Here is a 20364-nt window from a genome sequence, read left to right on the forward strand (position 1 = left end):
TTTTCAGCGGCTGCCGAGGTCCTTGAGATATGCGCAAAACATATCGGCCATGGCCTCCGCATAGGCTTCGATTTCATCCGGTGTTCGTGGGCTTTCCGAAAACTGTTTTCCCACGCTGCTGAATGTCGTTGCGATCAGATCAACGGCCAAGGCGAGGACCTCTGGCGAAGCCCTGGGTAGTATCTCCCGCATGAAGATTGCGAAGGTACGGGCTCCCGAGGCGCGCGCTTCCCGGGATTCCGGTGCATCGCGATAGAGAGGGGCGGCATCGTGGAGTGCCATACGGATCGCCGCCTCGGCGCATTCGGAGCGAATGAAGGCGTGAACCAATATGCGAAGCCGTTCAAAAGGCGGCTGCGCAACGTTTTCGAGAATGTTGCGCATCAAATCGCTCGTCTGCCGCCATTCGTCGCCTTGAAGCCGGAAGAGGATTGCTGCCTTGTTCGGAAAATATTGATAGAGCGAGCCGACGCTGACACCGGCTTTCTCAGCCACCCTCGCGGTGGTGAAACGCTGGGCACCTTCCTTTTCCAAAACCTGAACAGCTGCATCCAAAATCGCGGCAACAAGGTCAGCCGAGCGTGCCTGTTTGGGCTGTTTTCTTGAGGAAATCTGGGCTCTTGGTCGATCCGTCATGGCGGCCTCCGGCAATGCGAATAGCGAATATGACGAATTAGTCGTATTTTCGATCCGGCGCAAGTAAGCGCTCAATTCAAACCGGAGACTGCCTATGACCACCCTGACATCAACCCCGCTTGCGCCGCTGCTGGATCGTTTGTTCGAAGAGGCCGACAGCCAGTCCGTGCAGGCGAGCCCTGCGGTGGCCGCGCTCTCTTCTGCGGAGCGGTCGCGCCTTATGCGCAGCAAGACCGACTACCTCGATTTTTATGGCCGCCTCAAGGATCTGCCGCTTGCCGTCTCGCGGGAGACCGGCGTCTTGCTCTATATGTTGGCAAGAAGCGGCAATGTACGCACGGTCGTGGAATTTGGAACTTCGTTCGGTATCTCAACCCTGCATCTGGCCGCGGCCTTGCGGGACAATGGCGGTGGCCACCTGATCACCAGTGAATTTGAACCATCAAAGGTGGCGCGGGCGCGCAAGAACCTGACCGATGGTGGTCTCATCGATCTGGTGGAAATCCGGGAGGGCGATGCCTTGCAGACGCTGAGCGCTGATCTTCCTGAAGCAGTCGACCTGCTTCTGCTCGACGGTGCCAAGGCACTTTATCCGGAAATCCTCAATCTGGTGGAGAGCCGTCTGCGGCCGGGAGCATTCATCGTCGCTGATAACGCCGATTATAGCCCCGACTATCTTGCTTATGTGCGCTCGCCTGCGAACGGGTATCTTTCCACGCCGTTTGGTGAGGATGTTGAGCTATCGATGCGGCTTGGCTGATACCAGCCTAATGACGGTCGCCTACTGGGGCGACCGTCATCAGCTTGTCAATTATTCCTTGGGAGCTGGCTTCTCACTATCGGCATGATGACGATGCTTGTGCCCGTCATGTTCGCGGCCTTTATGATGCTTCCAACCGTGCCGCAATTCACTCTTTTCGAGCTTTCCATCATCGTTGCGATCCAATAGCGCAAATCGCTTTGCTTTCTGTTTTTCAACTTCGGCGATTGTCACCACCCCGTCGCCATTGACATCAAGTCGGTTGGTAATGCGGCGCGCCCGCTGTTCCACCAACTGCTTCAACGCCATGGCATCGATTTCATCCTTGGAGAGCGTGCCGTCCCCATTGGTATCGGCCTGCTTCAGGCGATCCATGTTGGTGAATTCGGCAAGATCAACCACGCCATCATCATTGGCATCGATTTTTGCGCGTTTTGAATGGCCGGCATTCGCTGCTGCGTCCGTTGCTACCGGGGCAGGGTCCTTTGCAGGGGTCTCGGTCTGGGCGAATGCTCCACCGGCAGCAAATACCGTGAGGAAGGTGCCCGAAAGGACGAGAAGAGTAATGCGTTTCATGGTCGTCTCCTTTGTAGCGCGAGCGGATTGTTTCGCTCCGTGAAGACAACTTAACGTTGCGAAAATGAACGGGAGATGACTGGTGGCATTACGATTTCGTAATGAAAACAATTGGTTCGATATGCCCCGGCTGCGGAACGTACATACCGATATATCCTTAGGGCAAATACATGGTGTTACAAAAATCCTCCAAGCCGAAACATCCCGGATACATGTCTGCGTTCAAATCCTGATGTCGGATGAATGGGAAGTTCACCCGCCATTTTAATGTGCGAAAGGATGATGACATGAAAACAACGCGTATCATGGCTGCTGCAGTGCTGGCTTTCGGGATCGGCATGCCGCTGTCTCTGGCACACGCACAGCAACAGGCGGTCCAACGGACTGATGTTCTGCAGAATGACCTTGGTGTCGCCGGGCGCGAATTCAGTCAGGTGCGGGTCGATTTCGAACCGGGCGCCGTCTCCATAAAACACTCCCATCCCGGCGTTGAGGTTGCTTATGTGCTTGAAGGAACAATGGAGTACCAGCTTGAAGGCAGACCGCCTGTAACGCTCAAGGCGGGCGAGGCGCTGTTTATTCCCGATGGTGTTGCCCATGTGGCGAAGAATGTCAGCAGCGGCAAAACGTCGGAACTTGCAACATATATCGTCAGAAAAGGCGAGCCGGTCGTTGTTCCGGAAAAGTGAACGCGGTTTTAACCCCACCTTAAATCGCCGCATTTACCCTGCAACGGGTCGCAAAGGATTTTGCGGCACCGGTTGGGGCGGGTATTTCAGTCAATGGCATCACGCGACAAGGGCAGACAACGCATCGAGCCGGGGTTCAGTTCGAACCGCCGTTCGGATGACGATGACATGCGTGCTGACCCGGAGGACAGACCCGTGCGGAGCCAGAAGCGCAAGACGGCACCTCGCAAATCGAGCAAATCGAAGCGCAGCCGTTCCGGGCGGGGGCAGCGTCGCGGCTTCTTCGGCCTTTTGCGGCGTCTCGTCTATTGGTCGTTTGTTCTGTGTATCTGGGGCGGTATCGCAGTGGCAGGCACTGTCATCTATTTTGCTGCAAAAATGCCCCAGACGACCACATGGTCGATCCCTGATCGTCCGCCCAATGTGAAAATCGTTTCGGTTGAAGGTGATCTGATTGCCAATCGCGGCGCCACGGGCGGCGAAGCCATTGGACTGCACCAGATGTCGCCCTATCTGCCGCAGGCCGTCGTTGCCATTGAAGACCGGCGTTTCTATTCGCATTTTGGTGTTGATCCCATCGGTTTTGCCCGTGCCATGGCGACAAATGTGGTCTCCGGACGGTTGGTGCAGGGCGGCTCGACCATCACGCAGCAGTTGGCAAAAAACCTGTTCCTGACCCCGGACCGCACATTGGAGCGCAAGGTACAGGAAGTGCTGCTTGCGCTGTGGCTTGAGCATAAATACTCGAAAGATCAGATACTGGAGATGTATCTGAACCGGGTTTATCTGGGTTCCGGCTCCTATGGCGTTGCCGCTGCCTCACGGCGCTATTTCAACAAATCGGCCCATGATGTCAGTCTGTCCGAAGCGGCTGTTATCGCTGGGCTCCTGAAAGCACCTTCGCGCCTGTCACCGGCCCGCGATCCCAAAGCTGCCGCCGAGCGCTCGCAGCTTGTGCTCGCTGCCATGCGTGATCAGGGCATGATTGGCGACAAGGAACTGACCTTCGCCATGAAGCAGCCCGCGACCCGTGCTGCCGCCTATTGGAGCGGTTCGGAACACTATGTTGCCGACCGGGTGATGGAAGAACTGCCTGACCTTATCGGTGATGTGCGCGCTGACGTGATCATCGACACGACGGTTGATCTTGGCTTGCAAAAGCTTGGTGAGGCCTCAATCCGTGACCTCATCCAGAAAAACGGCGAAAAGCTGAATGTTTCACAAGGCGCGCTTGTTTCCGTCGATGGTACGGGGGCTGTCCGCGCACTGGTAGGCGGCTATGACTACGCCAACAGCCAGTTCGACCGGGCCAGCGAAGCCAAACGCCAGCCGGGCTCCACGTTCAAACCATTTGTCTATCTCTCGGCACTGGAGCAGGGACGCACGCCCGAATCCGTGCGTGTCGACGCGCCGATCCGCATCGGCAACTGGACGCCCGGTAATTACAACGGCAAATATTTCGGCAAGGTCACCTTGGCGGAGGCGCTGGCTCGTTCGCTGAATTCGGTTTCCGCGCAGCTGGTTATGGAAGTCGGCCCGAGCACGGTCGTGGATACCGCGCATCGGCTTGGTATTGTCTCGAACCTTAACGCCAATGCTTCGCTTGCGCTGGGAACCTCGGAAGTCACCCTTCTGGAACTCACCGATTCTTTCGTGCCCTTTGCCAATGGCGGCTACAAGGCACCGGTTCATATCATCCGCCGTATCACCACCAATGAGGGCAAGGTGCTTTACGAATATAAGAGCCCCAAGCAGGATCAGGTGATCAGCGAGCGCAATGTCGGCATGATGAATGCGATGCTGCGCCAGACTGTCGAAAGCGGTACGGCGACCAAAGCAAAATTTGGTTGGCCAGCAGCAGGCAAAACCGGCACCAGCCAGAATTTCCGCGATGCATGGTTCATTGGCTATACATCGAACCTGACCACCGGTGTTTGGTTCGGCAATGATGATGGCAAGCCGACAAAGAAAGTCACCGGCGGCGGTCTGCCTGCGCTGGCTTGGAAAGAGTTCATGGTTGCCGCGCATAAGGGCGTGCCGGTTGCTGAATTGCCCGGCAGTTATCGCATGAATGAAACCGTTATAGACGGGAATGATGCTCTGCCCGATTCCGTTCCAGCCGCAGAAGGTGTTCCATCGGCTCAGCTTAATCCGGGTGCACCTGTGCCCTCCGTCGGGCTGGAAGACCAGACGGGCTCGACACGTCCTACACCGCCGGGCGATGTCGGCGGCAATGGCCAGAAAGGTCGCAAGACCACCTTGTTTGACCTGATCATGGGCAACTGATCACCGGATCAGGCACGACGTCTCCCGTTCCGCTATCGCTGTCAAAGATTATGCATTCCCAATCGATCCAGCGCGCGCCACCTCAGGCGTGTGCCGGTTTTCCATGCGCGAAATCCCGCTTGACAAGTTACAGGGCTTGTTATCCTATCGCGAAATCCATTATTAAATATTATATTCCATAATAATGGATCAAGCACAATATTCGCTCGACGGATAGGGGAACTAAAAATGTCCAGATTATTTTACGCAACGGCCGCTGCGGCCGTATTTCTTGTACACCTGTCGGGGCAAGCGCTCGCTCAGGAAAACAAGAGCAAGCTTGATGAAGTGTTGGCCCGCGGCCATCTGGTTCTGGGTACAGGCAGCACCAATGCCCCTTGGCATTTCAAGAGTGCCGATGACACATTGCAGGGCTTTGACATTGATATGGGTCGTATCATTGCAAAGGCGCTGTTCAACGATCCTGACAAGGTGGAGTTCGTCAACCAGTCGTCCGACGCGCGGATTCCGAATATCACCACGAACAAGGTTGATATCACCTGCCAGTTCATGACGGTGACGGGTGAAAGAGCCCAGCAGATTGCGTTCACCATCCCCTATTACCGGGAGGGTGTCGGCCTCATGCTGAAGGCCGATGGCAAATATGCCGACTATGCCGCGCTCAAGGCGGCGGGGTCTTCGGTGACAATCTCTGTGCTGCAGAATGTTTATGCCGAGTCCATGGTGCATGCAGCCCTGCCAGAAGCCAAGGTCGATCAGTATGACTCCGTCGATCTGATCTATCAGGCACTTGAATCCGGCCGCGCGGATGCGGTTGCCACGGATCAGTCATCGCTGGCCTGGTACATGACTCAGAACCAGGGCCGGTACAAGGATGCAGGTTATGGCTGGAACCCGCAAACCTACGCCTGTGGCGTGAAACGCGGCGATCAGGATTGGCTGAACTTCGTCAATACGGCGCTGCACGAAGCCATGACCGGCGTTGAATTTGATTCCTATGCGAAATCGTTCAAGACGTGGTTCGGCAAGGATCTTGCGCCTCCACAGATCGGCTTTCCCGTCGAATACAAATAATTGCTCCGGCGGTCCCTGTTTGGTGCAGGCGCCTTCTTTTGTTTCTGGTGGCGGATATCCATGGGTTACACGCTGAATTTTGCTGCCGTCTGGCGCAGCTTTGATGATCTGCTGTTGGGGCTGGGGCTCAGCCTTGTCCTTGCCTTTGGCGCAATTCTCATGGGCGCGGTCATCGGACTGGGAGTAGCCTTTGCCCTGATGGCCAGAAACAGATGGGTGAAACGGCCAGCGGCAATCTATGTTTCCATCATCCGCAATACGCCAATCCTTGTGCTCGTTCTGTTTACATATTTTGCCCTTCCCCAATTGGGCGTTCGTCTTGGCAAGATCGAAAGTTTCGTGTTCACGCTGGCAGTCTATTCGGGTGCCTATCTGGCGGAGGTGTTTCGGTCTGGTCTCTTGTCGATCCCGCCGGGATTGCGAGAGGCCGGTTTGGCTATCGGTTTGACGGAAACACAGATACGGACATCGATCATCGCGCCGCTGATGTTTCGCAACATCCTGCCGTCCCTGAGCAGCACAATCATCTCGCTGTTCAAGGATACGTCGCTTGCGGCGGCAATTGCCGTGCCGGAGCTGACCTTCGAAACCCGCAAGATCAATGTCGAAACCTTTCGGGTCATCGAGACCTGGATGGTCGCAAGCTGCCTCTATGTCTTTACCTGCTCGATCCTCGCCGCGCTGATGCGTGCCTTGGAACGCCGTCTGGCCCTGCCGAGGTGATGTGATGGATATGGCGCACTTTCTCGACGTTCTCTGGCTCGCCCGCTGGCCCATCCTTAAAGGCATTGGTGTCACGCTTTCCATTTCGCTTCTGGCGATCTGCTGCGGCACTGTGCTCGGGGTCTTCGTTGGTCTGGCGCTGACCTACAGCAAGGCGCCATTGCGGTGGATTGTGCGTGGCTACACGGATTTTATTCGCGGAACACCGGTTCTCGTTCTGGTTCTGGCCAGCTATTACGTGCTTGGAACCGTGGGCCTTGACCTCGGGCCTTTTCAGGCAGGCATTCTTGCGCTTGCCGTCTTCTGCAGCTCCCACGTGGGCGAGATTGTTCGCGGCGCCCTGCAAGCCATCCCAAAGGGGCAAACCGAGGCGGCCAAGGCTATCGGGCTGACGTTCCCCCAGACCTTCGCCTATGTGCTTGGACCGCAGGCATTGCGACAGGTCGTGCCCGCCTGGGTGAACACCGCCGCTGAAATGGTCAAGGCGTCGACATTGTTGTCGATCATCGGGGTCGCCGAGTTGCTGCTCCGCACGCAGGAACTGATTTCCAGAACCTTCATGAGCCTCGAATTCTATTTTTTCGCAGGCTTTCTCTATTTCATCATCAACTATGCCATCGAGCGTCTAGGCCGTTATGTCGAGCGCAAGATCATGGTTCCATCCTAAGGGGATTCCGGGATGTCAGAAAACCTTCTCGAAATCCGGGGCCTGCACAAGAGCTACGGTAATGTCGAGGTTCTGAAGGGCGTCGACTGCACCATGAAGCAGGGGGATGTGGTGAGCATCATCGGATCAAGCGGGTCCGGTAAAACCACCATGTTGCGCTGTATCAATATGCTGGAAGAGTTTCAAAGCGGCTCTATCAGCATTGATGGGGAGGAGATCGGTTACGAAATGGCCGGAACACAGCGCCGGCGCAAGCGAGAAAAGGAAATTGCCCGCCAGCGCGCCCTGACGGGCATGGCTTTTCAGCAGTTCAACCTGTTCCCGCATATGAGCGCCGTTGGCAATGTGATGCTGGGTTTGGTCAAGGTAAAGAAAATGGAGAAGGACGCAGCGCGCGCCGTTTCCGAAAAGTGGCTGGACCGCGTCGGGCTGCTTTCCCGTGCTGATCATTTTCCCGGACAATTATCCGGGGGCCAGCAGCAGCGTGTTGCCATTGCCCGGGCCATCGCGATGAATCCCCGTTTGATGCTCTTTGACGAAGTCACCTCGGCGCTGGACCCGGAGTTGGTGAACGAGGTGCTGCAGGTGATAAAATCCCTGGCACAGGATGGAATGAGCATGTTGCTCGTCACCCACGAGATGCGCTTCGCCTATGAGGTGTCCAACCGGGTGATTTTCATGAATCAGGGACTTATCGGCGAGGAAGGCAATCCACGCGATATGTTTCATAAACCCAAGAGCGAGCGCCTCGCCGAATTTCTGAAAACATCAAGTTTTGCCTGAACCGCAGCCGGTTCAGGTGCTGATCTCTTCCAGCTCAGTGCTTTCCCGCCGCCCTAGTGCGTCAGGGTCCGTTTGACGGCAATCTTCCATCCGGCGATTTTTGCCTTGCGGGTTTTCTCATCCATCTCGGGGGTAAAGCGCATATCGCGCTCCCATGTTTTTGAGAATTCACGCCGGTTTGGCCAGATTCCAGCCTTTGACCCGGCAAGCCATGCGGCGCCAAGCGCGGTGGTTTCGAGGATCGTCGGGCGATCAACAGGCGCGTCGAGAATGTCCGCAAGGCGCTGCATGGTCCAGTCTGACGCGACCATGCCGCCATCGACGCGCAGCACTGTTTTCGTATCCGATGATTTCCAGTCCTTGCGCATGGCATCGAGCAGGTCGCGGGTCTGATAGGCGACAGATTCGAGTGCCGCGCGGGCAAATTCCGCCGGGCCGGAATTGCGCGTAAGGCCATAGATCGCCCCGCGCGCTTCCGCATCCCAATGCGGTGCGCCGAGGCCAACGAAGGCAGGCACGAGATAGACATTCTGGCTGGGATCGGCCTGATCGGCGAGCTTGCCGGTTTCAGGTGCCGAACCAATGATCTTCAATCCATCACGCAGCCACTGCACCGCCGCTCCGGCGATGAAAATCGAACCTTCAAGCGCATAAGTTGTCTTGCCGTTCAGCCGGTAGGCAATCGTCGTCAACAGTCGGTTCTTTGACAGCACCATGTCACTGCCAGTGTTGAGGATGGCAAAGCAGCCCGTGCCATAGGTGGATTTGAACATGCCAGGCTCAAAACATGCCTGACCGATGGTTGCCGCGTGCTGGTCACCGGCCACACCGAGAATAGGAATATCGGCACCCAGCAGCGATGCTTCGGCGGAACCGTAATTGGCCGCGCAATCCTTGACATCGGGTAGCATTGCGCGCGGAATGCGCAGGATTTCCAGCAACTCATCGTCCCATTCATTGGTCGCAATATTGAACAGCAGAGTGCGTGAGGCATTGGTGGCGTCAGTGGCATGAACCTTGCCGCCGGTAAGACGCCAGATCAGGAAGCTATCAACCGTGCCGAACAGCAGCTCACCATTTGCCGCGCGTTTGCGCGCGCCGGGCACCTTGTCGAGAATCCACGCAAGCTTGGTGCCGGAAAAATAGGGATCGAGCAGCAGACCGGTCTTTTTGGTAAACTTCTTTTCCAGCCCCTGCTTCTTCAGTTTCTGGCAGAGGGACGCGGTGCGCCGGTCCTGCCAGACAATCGCATTGTGGATGGGTTTTCCCGTTGCCTTGTCCCAGACGATGACGGTTTCCCGCTGGTTGGTAATGCCGATGGCGGCAACATCGCCAGCCTGAATCTTGGCATTCTCTATGGCCACCTCGCAGGTGCTGAGCACAGACTGCCAGATTTCTTCCGGATCGTGTTCGACCCAGCCGGACTGGGGATAAATCTGGGTGAATTCCTGCTGACTTTTTCCAACCACCTTGCGGTTCTTGTCAAAGATGATGGCGCGGCTCGATGTGGTGCCCTGATCGATCGCGAGGATATATCCGTTCATGCTTCCCCCTCAAATTTCGGCCACGATATTTGCTTCGCTCCGGTGGATCAACCGCAGCGATGGAATATCCGTGAATTTCGTAAAGCGTGCCGATGCACACGCCAAAATGAAACTGGCGGCAGTTCCCTTTATCAGGCGGTTGCTCTATGGCTCATGCAAACGGAGTTTTCCCATGAGTAGCGATGAAGCACGCAAGGTCCTTGTCCTGACTGGCGCAAGCCGTGGCATTGGCCACGCGACAGTCAAACGGTTTTCCCGCGCCGGATGGCGTGTCATCACCTGTTCGCGTCAGGATTTTTCCGATGATTGTCCCTGGCCCGCAGGCCCTGATGATCATATCAAGGTCGATCTCGCCGACCCTGCCGATGTGGATCACGCCGTTCTGGAAATTCGCAAAAGGCTTGAGGTTGAAGGTGGCAAACTGCACGCGCTGATCAACAATGCCGGTATTTCACCCAAGAACTCCGGTGGAAACCGCCTCGATTCCATCGAAACACCGATGCACACATGGTCGACGGTGTTTCAGGTGAACTTCTTCGCCCCCATCATGCTGGCGCGTGGTCTCTTCAAGGAGTTGGAAGCGGGGCAGGGATCGGTTGTCAATGTCACCTCCATTGCCGGAAGCCGCGTCCATCCCTTCGCCGGTACCGCCTATGCAACATCGAAAGCCGCGCTCGCCTCGCTCACACGCGAAATGGCTTCGGATTTCGGCCCGCATGGCATTCGCGTCAACGCGATAGCGCCGGGAGAGATTGATACGGCAATCCTGTCGCCGGGAACGGACAAGCTGGTGGAACAATTGCCGCTGCGCCGTCTCGGCAAAACCGCTGAAGTGGCTGAGACGATCTATTTTCTGTGTTCCGAGGCGTCGTCCTATGTCACGGGTTCGGAAATCCATATCAATGGTGGTCAGCACGTTTAGGTTTGTGTTGGTTGTCGGTTTCACCCCCCTCTGTCCTGTCGGACATCTCCCCCACAAGGGGGGAGATCACTTTGACATGAACGCCTTTGCACAACAGGAACAGTTTCAGATTGTGCTAAGGCAGTAATACAGCTGATCTCCCCCCTTGTGGGGGAGATGCCCGACAGGGCAGAGGGGGGTGAAAACACCCCCAAGCCATCAAACATACCGATTGACGACATTCTCCAGATATTCCTGCCGCCCGGAACGCGGTTGCGGCTGGATTTTCTTGTCTTCGACATGGGCAGCAATATCATCAAGCGATAGTTTGCCCGATAGCATCGCCTGCGCATCTGGCTTTGACCAACCGGCATAACGTTCCTCGACAAAGCCTGTCAGTGCCTTGTCTTCGACCATCTTGGCTGCTGCTTTCAAGCCGCGGGCGCAGGTATCCATGCCTCCAATATGCGCAATGATCAGATCCTGCGGGTCGAGCGACTGACGGCGCAGTTTGGAGTCGAAATTGGTGCCGCCCGAGGTAAAGCCGCCAGCTTTAAGAATTTCATAATAAGCCAGCGCTACCTCAGGCACATTGTTAGGGAACTGGTCCRTATCCCAGCCGGACTGGTAATCATTGCGGTTCATGTCGATGGAACCAAAAATTCCAAGTGCCGCAGCAGTTGCCAGCTCGTGTTCGAACGAGTGACCCGCCAGAATGGCGTGACCCTGTTCAAGATTGACCTTTACTTCATTCTCAAGACCGAAGCGCTTGAGGAAGCCATAAACTGTTGCCGCATCATAGTCATACTGATGCTTTGTCGGCTCCTGCGGCTTCGGCTCGATCAGGATGGCACCCTTGAAGCCGATCTTGTGCTTGTAGTCGACAACGAGGCTTAAGAAACGGCCCATCTGGTCCAGTTCACGCTTCATATCGGTGTTGAGCAGAGTCTCGTAGCCCTCACGGCCACCCCACAGCACGTAGTTCTCCCCTTTAAGCTTCTGCGTCACGTCGATACAGGTTTTGACGGTGGCTGCCGCATAGGCAAACACATCAGGATCAGGATTGGTCGCGGCACCGGACATATAGCGGCGGTTGGAGAAAAGGTTTGCCGTGCCCCAGAGGAGCTTCGTGCCTGTTGTTTCCATCTTGCCGGCAAAATAATCGGCAATCTCGTAGAGACGTTTGTTGCTCTCGGCGAGCGTGTCGCCTTCCGGGCGCACGTCGGCATCGTGGAAGCAGAAATAGGGCGCACCAAGCAGCGAGAACATTTCAAAAGCCACGTCGGCCTTCAGCTTTGCTCCTGCCATTGTGTCATTGAACCATGGGCGTTCAAAGGTCTGACCGCCGAAGGGATCGCCGCCCGGCCATGTGAAGGAATGCCAATAGGCGACGGCAAAGCGCAGGTGATCTTCCATGCGCTTGCCGTTGATCAGTTCTTCCGGGTTGTAAAAACGATAGGCAAGCGGATTGGTGCTGTCCGGCCCTTCATATTTGACTGGTTTGATATCACCAAAAAATCCGCTGCTCATGATTGAACTCCCTTTAATGCTGGATAGAGGTTGTGGTAGCGCCGGTAAGCGGCGTCGAAATCTGATGTGAGCGCTTTGTCAGGCTCGATGGTCTTTTCCGTTGCTGGCTGAGCGCAGACGGCACGCGGATCGGCCTTTTCCGCAGCGATCAGGCCAAGCCTTGCCGCGCCGAATGCCGCGCCGAAATCGCCGTCAGCGGGAACGTCGACTGGAATGTCGAGTGCCGTTGCAATGGTTTTCAGCCAATAGGCGGAACGTGATCCGCCGCCAACGGCGGTGACGCGATCAAGCTTGGTGCCCGCGCTGGCAAGTGCCTGCAGGCAATCACGGAAGGCAAAGGCAACACCTTCGAGAACGGCCTGTGTCAGGCTTGCACGGTCGCTGGAGTGTTCAAGCCCCTGAAACGAGCCGCGAATGGCCGAGTCGTTAAGGGGCGTGCGCTCACCGGAGAGATAGGGCAGGAAGGTAACGCCCGATGGAGCGCGGAGTTTGTCGCCCAGCTCATCTGTCAATTCAGCCGGCTTGCGCGCTGTAATGCCCGCGTACCAGTTGAGCGCGTCGGTGGCGGATAAGATCACGCCCATCTGATGCCATGTGCCGGGGAGGGCATGGCAGAAGGTGTGAACCGCGCTTTCAGGATTGGGCAGATAGGCGTTGTTGGCAGCAAAAAGCACGCCTGAAGTGCCAAGTGAGACAAAGGCATGACCTTCGGCAACCGTTCCCATACCGCAGGCAGAGGCCGCATTGTCACCGGCACCACCGGCAACAACCACCTGATTGCTCATACCCCAGCGGGATGCGAGATCGGCTTTTAGCGTGCCGGAAACCTCTGTTCCCTCGACGAGAGACGGCATATGGCTCTTATCCAGCCCGGATGCCGCGAGCAATTCATCCGACCATGCACGTTTGCCGACATCGAGCCACGACGTGCCCGCTGCATCGGACATTTCAGAGACATGCTCGCCCGTCAGCCAAAGCCGCAAATAATCCTTCGGCAACAATATCCGCCGGGTTTTGGCGAAAATCTCCGGCTCGTTGTTCTTGACCCACACCACTTTCGGTGCGGTGAAGCCGGGAAAAACAATATTGCCGCTCAGCGCGCGGAAGATGGGATTGCCGTCAAGTTCCGCTGCTTCCTTGTGACTGCGGGTATCGTTCCACAACATGCAGGGCCGCAGCACCTTGTCATCGCCGTCGAGGAGCGTTGCGCCATGCATCTGTCCGGACAGGCCGATCCCCCTGACCGCTGCAAGTTCCTTGGGATGGCTGGCCTTGAGCGCTGCAATCGCCTCTTCCGTCGCGCGTATCCAATGGGCGGGGTCCTGTTCCGACCAGCCGGAATGCGGCCGTGAAACCTCCAGCGTTCCCGTGCCGGAGCCGATGACCAATTGTTTGTCGTCAATCAACAGCGCCTTGACGCCGGATGTGCCTAAATCGAGACCGAGATACATGGAAAATCCTTTGAAATATGAAAACTAGATCACGCGTCGAAGCGGCGTTTCACGCAGGTCGCCGGGAGCGAAAAGCTGGGTATCAAGATGCAGCAAAGATGTCATCATGCACCCCTGCAGGATGAGAGGATGCTCGTCAGGATAGCAGCGGATGGTCAGGTCAGGCTTGCCACCCCAGCCGGTTGTGCCGGATACCATCTCGCGAAGATCGGCTTCAATGAGATCGAAAACACCCGCACCCGGTCCAACCAGCGCGATGGGGATGGGATCAATCAATGAGAAGAGGCTGCGCAAGCCGGAGCCGATAGCCTGTCCGGCCTTGCGAAACGCCTCGCGTTCCACCCCATCACGGGCGCGGGCGCGATTTGCCACGTCGTCAAACGTGACAGCATCCACGTCCTGCGCGGGCTGAGATCGTTCATCTTCGCCAGCTGTTCGGCGCAAGATGGCGTAATCACTGGCATAGGCTTCGATACAGCCATGCCGGCCGCAGCGGCAAAGTGCGCCGTTGGGCACATGCAGCATGTGACCAAATTCAGCCCCTGAAGATTGCACGCCAAGAAAGGGCTTGCCTTTGAGGTAAAGGCCCATGCCGATACCGTGCGAAAGCAGGATGGCGGCGAAATCTTCCGTATAATGTTCCGGATCGGTCCAACGCAGCGCTTCGGCAATCATGCTGCAATCATTGGCAACTGAAACGCTGACACCGTATCGTGCTGAAAGGACTTCGCCGAAAGCCACATTATTGTCGGGTGTAATTGGCGACCACAGCATGGTTGCGCTGGCTGCATCGGTCACACCCTGCACGCCCATCGAAATATGCATGAGCTTGCCTGCACTGTCAGGCATGGCCGATAGCAGCGCGTCAAGCATTTCGCAGATTGCCCGTGTCAGATCGCCAGTGGTTGCATCCAGTGTCGGAATGCGCCGGATTTCTTCGCCGATCACCTGCCCTTTGTAGTCGAACAGCACGGCGTGAGCGAGATTAAGCGCCAATTCAACGGTCGCGATGGTGGCAATCTCAGGATTGAGTGTCAGCGCAACCTGTGGTCGGCCACGACGGTTGGCAGTGACATCGCCGTCACGGCTTTCATTGATGATTCCCTCGGCGATCAGCGCTGTCGTGATGGCCGAAACCGTGGACGCGCTGAGGCCCGTTTGGGCAACAATATCCGTGCGTGACAAAAGGTCATGGCCACGCAATGCGGCCAGCACGAGCCTGCGATTCTGGCGTCGAACATCATCGGGTCTGGCTATCTCATCAATCAACAAAGGATCTCCTCCCGAAATCTTTTTTTGATGCGATGCAAAAATATTGTTGCAATGCAATAACTTAGCAGATCAGATTCTATGTTGACATGGAAATCAAATTAAGTCACTATTTTTTTCGAGCCTCGAAATAAAGAGGTTTGGATATCTGGCCGGAGGTGAAAGGCTGGATATCTGACGGGATTAACGTGCCATGTGCACTGGGAGGATTATCATGAAAAAATACGCAACCGCTTTGGCGGGCGTTGCTCTTGCTGTCTCTTTGGCTGGCCCTGCGCTGGCAAAGGACAAAATCATTGGCGTGTCCTGGTCAAACTTTCAGGAAGAGCGCTGGAAGACTGACGAAGCTGCCATCAAGAAGGCGCTGGAAGCCAATGGTGACAAATACATTTCAGCCGACGCGCAGTCATCCGCTTCCAAGCAGCTGACCGATGTTGAAAGCCTGATTTCACAGGGCGCCAATGCGCTGATCATTCTGGCTCAGGATTCGAGCGCGATTGGACCAGCCGTTGAAAAGGCCGTTGCAGAAGGCATTCCGGTCGTTGGTTATGATCGTCTGATCGAAAACAAGGATGCGTTCTACATCACTTTCGACAACAAGGAAGTGGGCCGTATGCAGGCACGCGGCGTTCTCGCCGTGAAGCCGGAAGGCAACTATGCCTTCATCAAGGGTAGTTCCGCTGATCCGAACGCCGATTTCCTCTTCTCGGGCGCACAGGAAGTCCTCAAGGACGCCATTGCATCCGGCAAGATCAAGAATGTTGGCGAAGCCTATACGGATGGCTGGCTGCCAGCCAATGCGCAGAAGAACATGGAACAGTTCCTGACCAAAAACGACAACAAGATCGACGCTGTCGTTGCGGCCAATGACGGCACTGCTGGCGGCGCAATCGCTGCTCTGCAGGCGCAGGGTCTTGCCGGTACGGTTCCCGTCTCCGGGCAGGATGCGGATTTTGCCGCGCTGAACCGCATCGCGCTTGGCACCCAGACCGTTACGATCTGGAAAGACTCGCGTGAACTCGGCAAGGAAGCTGCCGGTATTGCTGCGGCGCTTGCCGATGGCAAGAAGATGACTGAAATCCCGAAAGTCCAGAAGTTTGCTGGCGGTGCGAACAAAGTGGAAGTCAATGCCGTGTTCCTGACACCGGTTCCGATCACCAAGGACAACCTTAACGTCATCATCGACGCCGGTTGGGTGAAGAAGGACGTTGTCTGCCAGGGCGTCAAGGCTGGCGCTGTCGCGGCCTGCAAGTAAACCTGAGATAATCTGTTAAAATTGAGCGCCGCTGATCCACAGGATCGGCGGCGTTTTAAAAAGAACCTTAAAATGGGGAGAGAAAAATGAGTGATCCGGCAGGCAGTATTGACCGGGCCCGTGCCTCCGAACTTGGCCTTGTCGCCCGTTTCTTCAAAGCGACCGAGCTTGATACCCGTCTTCTCGGTATGATCGGCGCGCTGGTCGTTATCTGGATTGCATTTCAGGTTCTCTCCGGCGGACAGTTTCTCACGCCGCGCAATCTGTGGAATCTGTCCGTGCAGACCTCATCCGTAGCCGTCATGGCAACGGGTATGGTGCTGATCATCGTCACGCGTAACATCGATCTGTCGGTGGGTTCGCTGCTGGGCTTTGTCGGCATGATCATGGGTGTGATGCAGACGGAAATGCTGCCAAAGCTTATCGGCTTCGAGCATCCCGCCACATGGATTATCGCGCTTGGCATAGGCATTGTCACCGGCGCTGTCATCGGCGGTTTTCAGGGTTTTATCATCGCATTTCTCGGCGTTCCAGCCTTTATCGTCACCCTTGGCGGGCTGCTTGTCTGGCGCGGCGCTGCGTGGTGGGTCACTTCAGGCCGCACGGTTGCGCCGATGGATTCCACCTTCCGCCTGATGGGCGGTGGCCCTGAAGGTTCGATCGGTTCCATGTGGAGCTGGATCGTTGGCATTGTTGCCTGTGTCGCCATCATCATCATGGTGGTCAACAGCCGCCGTCAGCGCAAACGGTTCAATTTTCCACGGCGTCCTGTTTGGGCCGAAGTGTTCATGACAGCCATCAGCTGCGCTTTGGTGCTCGGGGCGATCGCCATTGCCAATGCCTATTACTGGCCCATTGGCATCGTGCGCAAATATGCGGAAGCCAACAACATTACCATTCCCGATGGTGGCCTGTTCATCTCGCATGGCATCGCCATCCCGGTTCTGATTGCGGTGGCAACGGGCATCATCATGACTTTCGTGACGACGCGCACGCGCTTTGGCCGTTATGTCTTTGCCATGGGCGGCAATCCGGAGGCCGCTGACCTTGCGGGCATCAACACGCGCTGGGTTACTATGAAGATTTTCATCATCATGGGTATTCTCTGCGCCATCGCAGGCGCGATTTCCACAGCCCGCCTCAATGCGGCGACCAATGCGCAGGGCACACTCGACGAGCTTCTCACTATCGCTGCGGCAGTTATTGGCGGAACGTCACTCGCCGGTGGTGTCGGCACGATTGCCGGTGCCATGATCGGTGCGCTGCTGATGCAGTCGCTGAGTTCAGGCATGGTGTTGCTCGGGCTTGATACGCCCTTGCAGAATATTGTCGTCGGACTTGTTCTGGTGGTCGCTGTCTGGCTTGACACGATCTATCGCCGCCGCACGGCTTGATGGAGGAGAAATCATGACCAATACACAGACACCTCTCATCGACATGGATAATATCTCGATAGCGTTCGGTGGTATCCGCGCGGTCGATGGTGCTTCCGTCAATCTTTTTCCCGGCGAAGTCGTGGCTCTTCTCGGCCACAACGGTGCCGGGAAATCCACACTGATCAAGATTCTGTCCGGTGCTTACAAGCGCGACAGCGGCACAATCAAGGTCAATGGCGAAGAAGCATCCATTGGCAATCCGCGTGATGCCAAGGCCTATGGTATCGAGACGATCTACCAGACATTGGCTCTGGCCGACAATGTCGATACAGCCGCCAATCTTTATCTTGGGCGCGAATTGATGACGCCATGGGGCACACTTGACGATGTGGCCATGGAACACAGTGCCCGCGAAGTGATGGGCCGCCTCAATCCGCGTTTCCAGCGCTTCAAGGACCCTGTTAAAGCGCTATCAGGTGGTCAGCGCCAGTCGGTGGCTATCGCGCGGGCAATCCTCTTCAATGCCCGTATCCTGATCATGGACGAGCCRACGGCTGCGCTAGGACCACAGGAAACCGCGCAAGTGGGTGAACTGATCAAGCAGTTGAAGAGCGAAGGCATCGGCATTTTCCTGATCAGCCATGACATTCACGACGTATTTCATCTGGCTGATCGCGTGGCTGTGATGAAAAACGGTCAGGTGGTCGGCACCGCCAAGGTGGGGGATGTCACCGAGGATGAAGTGCTCGGGATGATCATTCTGGGCAAATGCCCGCCCGGAGCTATTCCCGGTCCCGGCGCGGTCAACTGATTACAGCCGATTTAAATGTTCGAACAGCCCTGCCATGCAGGGCTGTTTACGTTTCGCACTATCACGGCCAATGATTAATCATTGAATGCAATGCAATCATTGATTAATATGTATTCAGTGATTGATGGAGATCATAATGGCCAGCATGACAATTCGCAATCTTGAAGACCAGTTGAAAACACGGCTGCGTATTCAGGCGGCGCAGCATGGGAAGTCGATGGAGGATGAGGCGCGCGATATCCTGCGCGCGGCGCTTTCACGCGAGCCATTTGCGCCCGTCAATCTGGCTGACGCAATTCACGGGCGCTTCAAGGCATGGGGTGGTGTCGATCTGCCGATTGCTCCACGCGAAGCCGCCCGTAATCCTGTTGATTTTAGCGAATGATCATCCTCGATACAAATATCATCTCGGAAATGATGAAGCTGGAGCCGGATGCACGGGTTGCGCAATGGCTTGGCGAGCAGCCCGTTGCATCGCTGTTTATAACCACGATCACACAGGCGGAAATTTTATACGGCCTGTCGCTGCTTTCAGATGGAAAGCGCAAAGCGGCATTGTTGGACACCGCCCAGTCCATGTTCAACGAAGATTTTGCCGGTCGTATTCTGCCTTTTGACGGTTCTGCTGCTGAAACCTATCCCGAAATCTTTTTGGAGCGACGCAGGGCTGGCAAAACCATCAGCCAGTTTGATGCGCAGATTGCGGCGATTGCGCAATCCAGAGGTGCAAAGCTTGCGACGCGGAATGGAAAGGATTTTGCGGATTGCGGATTGGATATCATCAATCCCTGGCTGGCGTGAGACAATAAAAAGGCCGCATCAAGCGGCCTTTGTCATGATCATGTAGAAGCAATCAGATGGCTTCGACCTGCTGAACCTCAGGCACAAAATGCTTGAGAAGGTTCTGGATGCCATGCTTCAAGGTTGCCGTTGAGGATGGGCAGCCGGAGCAGGCGCCCTTCATGTGCAGGTAAACGGTGCCGTTCTCAAAGCCCCGAAACGTGATATCGCCGCCATCCTGCGCAACGGCGGGGCGCACGCGGGTCTCCAGCAGTTCCTTGATCGTATCGACGATCTCGGTATCGGCCGTATTGAAAAACTCGCCTTCGCCTTCCAGCTGGGCCGTGGCCGCAACGGATGTCGCGCTGGCCATGACAGGGGCGCCGGACATGAAATGTTCCATGATCGCGCCGAGGATGGCCGGCTTCAAATGCTGCCATTCGGGGCCCTCAGCCTTGGTGACAGTCACAAAATCATAGCCGAAGAACACACCGGTAACGCCGGGAACAGCAAAAATTTTGGCTGCAAGCAACGATGCTTCGGAAGCGGTCGCCGCATCGCGGAAATCAGCCGTGCCTTCCTCAAGCACAACCTTGCCAGGCAGGAATTTCAAGGTCGCCGGATTGGGCGTGGCTTCAGTCTGGATGAACATGGCGGATGTCTCGCGTGTCTAGTTTAGAACAGTTCAAAAGCATATAGGCCTTTCGGACAGTCTCTTCAAGGCGGATTGTATCACGGTTTCAAGATGCAATCATGTGATTGCGTCAATATCCTCGTTTGAGAGATTATAAGGCACGACAGTCACCGGAATAGAAAAGGATTCGCGTCCCGCCAGAGCCTGAACCAGCGGGCCGGGACCGTCCTTGCCGGAACCAGCAGCCAGAACCAGAATGGCGATATCCTGATCTTCCTCGATGAGCTTCTGGATCTGTTCGGAAGTGATTCCCTCACGCACAACAAGCTCGGACTCAATGTTGATGGTTTCCCGCACGGATGCGGCAAACTTGTTCAGCGTCGAGTGCGCCCGCTCTTCGGCTTCCGCACGCATAATCTGCTCGACACCGAGAAACTGCTGGAAGTCAGCGGAATCAATGACAAAAAGCAGAACCAGCACGCCATTCGTGGTCTTGGCGCGGCGCGAGGCATAGGCGACAGCCCGCTCGCATTCAGGCGTTTCGTCAATAACCGCCAGAAATTTACGTCGGTGACCAGCTTCGCGGCTGAGACGTCTTGATACCATCTGTTCAACCTGC

General features: G+C 56.1%; 21 protein-coding genes. 13 read left to right on the plus strand and 8 right to left on the minus strand.

Annotated elements, in window-relative coordinates:
- Positions 1-3: 3 nt before the first annotated feature.
- Positions 4-636: a TetR family transcriptional regulator gene (locus tag AB4Y96_RS19425; RefSeq protein ID WP_441919244.1), complete on the minus strand. Its 633-nt coding sequence runs from the start codon at positions 634-636 to the stop codon at positions 4-6.
- 94 nt (positions 637-730) lie between these two features.
- On the opposite strand from AB4Y96_RS19425, the gene AB4Y96_RS19430 reads away from it, so the two are divergent.
- Positions 731-1396 carry an O-methyltransferase gene (locus tag AB4Y96_RS19430; RefSeq protein ID WP_441919246.1) on the plus strand — a complete coding sequence of 222 codons (666 nt, stop codon included), beginning with the start codon at positions 731-733 and terminating at the stop codon, positions 1394-1396.
- Positions 1397-1447: 51 nt separating this feature from the next.
- On the opposite strand, the gene AB4Y96_RS19435 is transcribed toward AB4Y96_RS19430, so the two are convergent.
- Positions 1448-1972, minus strand: coding sequence for an EF-hand domain-containing protein (locus AB4Y96_RS19435; protein ID WP_441919248.1), 525 nt, complete (start codon positions 1970-1972; stop codon positions 1448-1450).
- 287 nt (positions 1973-2259) lie between these two features.
- On the opposite strand from AB4Y96_RS19435, the gene AB4Y96_RS19440 reads away from it, so the two are divergent.
- The 6 genes from AB4Y96_RS19440 to AB4Y96_RS19465 all read left to right on the plus strand — a co-directional run bounded on the left by AB4Y96_RS19440 (position 2260) and on the right by AB4Y96_RS19465 (position 8194).
- Positions 2260-2661: a cupin domain-containing protein gene (locus tag AB4Y96_RS19440; RefSeq protein WP_441919250.1), complete on the plus strand. Its 402-nt coding sequence runs from the start codon at positions 2260-2262 to the stop codon at positions 2659-2661.
- Between the two features lie 93 nt (positions 2662-2754).
- Positions 2755-4947 carry a transglycosylase domain-containing protein gene (locus AB4Y96_RS19445; RefSeq protein ID WP_441919252.1) on the plus strand — a complete coding sequence of 731 codons (2193 nt, stop codon included), beginning with the start codon at positions 2755-2757 and terminating at the stop codon, positions 4945-4947.
- 228 nt (positions 4948-5175) lie between these two features.
- A complete protein-coding gene (locus tag AB4Y96_RS19450; protein WP_441919254.1) occupies positions 5176-6021 on the plus strand; it encodes a transporter substrate-binding domain-containing protein in 846 nt (281 codons plus the stop codon).
- Between the two features lie 60 nt (positions 6022-6081).
- Entirely contained in the window at positions 6082-6744 is a 663-nt protein-coding gene (locus AB4Y96_RS19455; RefSeq protein ID WP_441919256.1) for an amino acid ABC transporter permease, read from the plus strand.
- A 10-nt stretch (positions 6745-6754) separates the two neighbouring features.
- Positions 6755-7411: an amino acid ABC transporter permease gene (locus AB4Y96_RS19460; protein WP_441919307.1), complete on the plus strand. Its 657-nt coding sequence runs from the start codon at positions 6755-6757 to the stop codon at positions 7409-7411.
- A gap of 12 nt (positions 7412-7423) precedes the next feature.
- Positions 7424-8194: an amino acid ABC transporter ATP-binding protein gene (locus AB4Y96_RS19465; protein ID WP_441919258.1), complete on the plus strand. Its 771-nt coding sequence runs from the start codon at positions 7424-7426 to the stop codon at positions 8192-8194.
- Positions 8195-8247: 53 nt separating this feature from the next.
- Here AB4Y96_RS19465 and glpK read toward each other — a convergent pair whose 3' ends face one another.
- Positions 8248-9738, minus strand: a complete 1491-nt coding sequence (gene glpK / locus AB4Y96_RS19470) for a glycerol kinase GlpK (RefSeq protein WP_441919260.1) — start codon at positions 9736-9738, stop codon at positions 8248-8250.
- Positions 9739-9910: 172 nt separating this feature from the next.
- On the opposite strand from glpK, the gene AB4Y96_RS19475 reads away from it, so the two are divergent.
- The gene (locus tag AB4Y96_RS19475; RefSeq protein WP_091878906.1) at positions 9911-10660 is read left to right on the plus strand and encodes an SDR family NAD(P)-dependent oxidoreductase; all 750 of its coding nucleotides are present in this window, start codon (positions 9911-9913) and stop codon (positions 10658-10660) included.
- 198 nt (positions 10661-10858) lie between these two features.
- Here the strand turns inward: AB4Y96_RS19475 and xylA are convergent, their stop codons facing one another.
- Genes xylA through AB4Y96_RS19490 form a run of 3 tightly spaced genes read right to left on the minus strand, consistent with a single transcriptional unit; the run spans position 10859 to position 14889 of the window.
- Positions 10859-12169: a xylose isomerase gene (xylA, locus tag AB4Y96_RS19480; RefSeq protein WP_441919263.1), complete on the minus strand. Its 1311-nt coding sequence runs from the start codon at positions 12167-12169 to the stop codon at positions 10859-10861.
- Positions 12166-13620 carry a xylulokinase gene (gene xylB, locus AB4Y96_RS19485; protein ID WP_441919265.1) on the minus strand — a complete coding sequence of 485 codons (1455 nt, stop codon included), beginning with the start codon at positions 13618-13620 and terminating at the stop codon, positions 12166-12168. Before xylB ends, xylA begins: the two co-directional genes overlap by 4 nt.
- 24 nt (positions 13621-13644) lie before the next feature.
- Entirely contained in the window at positions 13645-14889 is a 1245-nt protein-coding gene (locus tag AB4Y96_RS19490) for an ROK family protein (protein WP_441919268.1), read from the minus strand.
- 214 nt (positions 14890-15103) lie between these two features.
- On the opposite strand from AB4Y96_RS19490, the gene xylF reads away from it, so the two are divergent.
- The 5 genes from xylF to AB4Y96_RS19515 all read left to right on the plus strand — a co-directional run bounded on the left by xylF (position 15104) and on the right by AB4Y96_RS19515 (position 19132).
- The gene (gene xylF / locus AB4Y96_RS19495) at positions 15104-16144 is read left to right on the plus strand and encodes a D-xylose ABC transporter substrate-binding protein (RefSeq protein ID WP_441919270.1); all 1041 of its coding nucleotides are present in this window, start codon (positions 15104-15106) and stop codon (positions 16142-16144) included.
- 86 nt (positions 16145-16230) lie between these two features.
- A complete protein-coding gene (locus AB4Y96_RS19500) occupies positions 16231-17538 on the plus strand; it encodes a sugar ABC transporter permease (protein WP_441919272.1) in 1308 nt (435 codons plus the stop codon).
- 13 nt (positions 17539-17551) lie between these two features.
- Positions 17552-18331, plus strand: coding sequence for an ATP-binding cassette domain-containing protein (locus AB4Y96_RS19505; RefSeq protein WP_091878898.1), 780 nt, complete (start codon positions 17552-17554; stop codon positions 18329-18331).
- Positions 18332-18467: 136 nt separating this feature from the next.
- The gene (locus AB4Y96_RS19510; protein WP_441919274.1) at positions 18468-18716 is read left to right on the plus strand and encodes a FitA-like ribbon-helix-helix domain-containing protein; all 249 of its coding nucleotides are present in this window, start codon (positions 18468-18470) and stop codon (positions 18714-18716) included.
- Complete coding sequence (locus AB4Y96_RS19515; RefSeq protein WP_441919276.1) at positions 18713-19132, plus strand: type II toxin-antitoxin system VapC family toxin; 420 nt, start codon at positions 18713-18715, stop codon at positions 19130-19132. The genes AB4Y96_RS19510 and AB4Y96_RS19515 overlap by 4 nt, the downstream gene beginning before the upstream one ends.
- A gap of 52 nt (positions 19133-19184) precedes the next feature.
- On the opposite strand, the gene AB4Y96_RS19520 is transcribed toward AB4Y96_RS19515, so the two are convergent.
- Positions 19185-19763 (minus strand): NifU family protein, encoded by a 579-nt coding sequence (locus tag AB4Y96_RS19520; protein ID WP_091878894.1) that lies wholly within the window; start codon positions 19761-19763, stop codon positions 19185-19187.
- Between the two features lie 99 nt (positions 19764-19862).
- Complete coding sequence (locus AB4Y96_RS19525) at positions 19863-20351, minus strand: universal stress protein (protein ID WP_091878892.1); 489 nt, start codon at positions 20349-20351, stop codon at positions 19863-19865.
- Positions 20352-20364: the final 13 nt, after the last annotated feature.

Origin of the sequence: Phyllobacterium sp. TAF24, assembly GCF_052113785.1 — a bacterium.
Lineage (GTDB): Bacteria > Pseudomonadota > Alphaproteobacteria > Rhizobiales > Rhizobiaceae > Phyllobacterium.

What these genes read in the sequence shown, in the direction of transcription:
- AB4Y96_RS19430 (WP_441919246.1), top strand. Translation starts at nt 731, where the DNA reads ATGACCACCCTGACATCAACCCCGCTTGCGCCGCTGCTGGATCGTTTG.
- AB4Y96_RS19510 (WP_441919274.1), top strand. Translation starts at nt 18,468, where the DNA reads ATGGCCAGCATGACAATTCGCAATCTTGAAGACCAGTTGAAAACACGG.
- xylF (WP_441919270.1), top strand. Translation starts at nt 15,104, where the DNA reads ATGAAAAAATACGCAACCGCTTTGGCGGGCGTTGCTCTTGCTGTCTCT.
- AB4Y96_RS19500 (WP_441919272.1), top strand. Translation starts at nt 16,231, where the DNA reads ATGAGTGATCCGGCAGGCAGTATTGACCGGGCCCGTGCCTCCGAACTT.
- xylB (WP_441919265.1), bottom strand. Translation starts at nt 13,620, where the DNA reads ATGTATCTCGGTCTCGATTTAGGCACATCCGGCGTCAAGGCGCTGTTG.
- AB4Y96_RS19455 (WP_441919256.1), top strand. Translation starts at nt 6,082, where the DNA reads ATGGGTTACACGCTGAATTTTGCTGCCGTCTGGCGCAGCTTTGATGAT.
- glpK (WP_441919260.1), bottom strand. Translation starts at nt 9,738, where the DNA reads ATGAACGGATATATCCTCGCGATCGATCAGGGCACCACATCGAGCCGC.
- AB4Y96_RS19460 (WP_441919307.1), top strand. Translation starts at nt 6,755, where the DNA reads ATGGCGCACTTTCTCGACGTTCTCTGGCTCGCCCGCTGGCCCATCCTT.
- AB4Y96_RS19435 (WP_441919248.1), bottom strand. Translation starts at nt 1,972, where the DNA reads ATGAAACGCATTACTCTTCTCGTCCTTTCGGGCACCTTCCTCACGGTA.
- AB4Y96_RS19440 (WP_441919250.1), top strand. Translation starts at nt 2,260, where the DNA reads ATGAAAACAACGCGTATCATGGCTGCTGCAGTGCTGGCTTTCGGGATC.
- AB4Y96_RS19445 (WP_441919252.1), top strand. Translation starts at nt 2,755, where the DNA reads ATGGCATCACGCGACAAGGGCAGACAACGCATCGAGCCGGGGTTCAGT.
- AB4Y96_RS19475 (WP_091878906.1), top strand. Translation starts at nt 9,911, where the DNA reads ATGAGTAGCGATGAAGCACGCAAGGTCCTTGTCCTGACTGGCGCAAGC.
- AB4Y96_RS19525 (WP_091878892.1), bottom strand. Translation starts at nt 20,351, where the DNA reads ATGGTATCAAGACGTCTCAGCCGCGAAGCTGGTCACCGACGTAAATTT.
- AB4Y96_RS19520 (WP_091878894.1), bottom strand. Translation starts at nt 19,763, where the DNA reads ATGTTCATCCAGACTGAAGCCACGCCCAATCCGGCGACCTTGAAATTC.
- AB4Y96_RS19465 (WP_441919258.1), top strand. Translation starts at nt 7,424, where the DNA reads ATGTCAGAAAACCTTCTCGAAATCCGGGGCCTGCACAAGAGCTACGGT.
- AB4Y96_RS19450 (WP_441919254.1), top strand. Translation starts at nt 5,176, where the DNA reads ATGTCCAGATTATTTTACGCAACGGCCGCTGCGGCCGTATTTCTTGTA.
- AB4Y96_RS19425 (WP_441919244.1), bottom strand. Translation starts at nt 636, where the DNA reads ATGACGGATCGACCAAGAGCCCAGATTTCCTCAAGAAAACAGCCCAAA.
- AB4Y96_RS19515 (WP_441919276.1), top strand. Translation starts at nt 18,713, where the DNA reads ATGATCATCCTCGATACAAATATCATCTCGGAAATGATGAAGCTGGAG.